This is a genomic window from Streptomyces sp. NRRL S-37 (assembly GCF_000721605.1).
Lineage (GTDB): Bacteria > Actinomycetota > Actinomycetes > Streptomycetales > Streptomycetaceae > Streptomyces.
This window is the reverse complement of sequence record NZ_JOIZ01000129.1, coordinates 1-354: the sequence shown is the minus strand read 5'-3', so window position 1 is coordinate 354 and position 354 is coordinate 1. Positions and strand designations below refer to the sequence as shown.

The window sequence follows — 354 nt, the reverse complement described above, 5'->3', positions numbered from 1 at the left end:
CATGTGGGCGGAGTACGCCAAGGACCCCCGCATGCGCGCCAACATCGGCATCCGCCGCCGGCTCGCCCCGCTGCTGGACAACGACCGCAACCAGATCGAGCTCTTCACCGCCCTGCTCCTCTCCCTGCCGGGCTCACCGATCATCTATTACGGCGACGAGATCGGCATGGGCGACAACATCTGGCTCGGCGACCGCGACGCGGTCCGCACCCCGATGCAGTGGACCCCGGACCGCAACGCCGGCTTCTCCTCCTCCGACCCCGGCCGGCTGTTCCTGCCGACCATCATGGACCCGGTCTACGGCTACCAGGTCACCAACGTCGAGGCCTCCATGGCCTCCCCGTCCTCGCTGCT

General features: G+C 68.6%; 1 protein-coding gene. It reads left to right on the top strand.

What is annotated here, in order from left to right; genetic code table 11:
• On the top strand, positions 1 to 354 hold a 354-nt coding region (locus IH50_RS0137100; protein WP_030873158.1), incomplete at both ends, for an alpha-amylase family glycosyl hydrolase.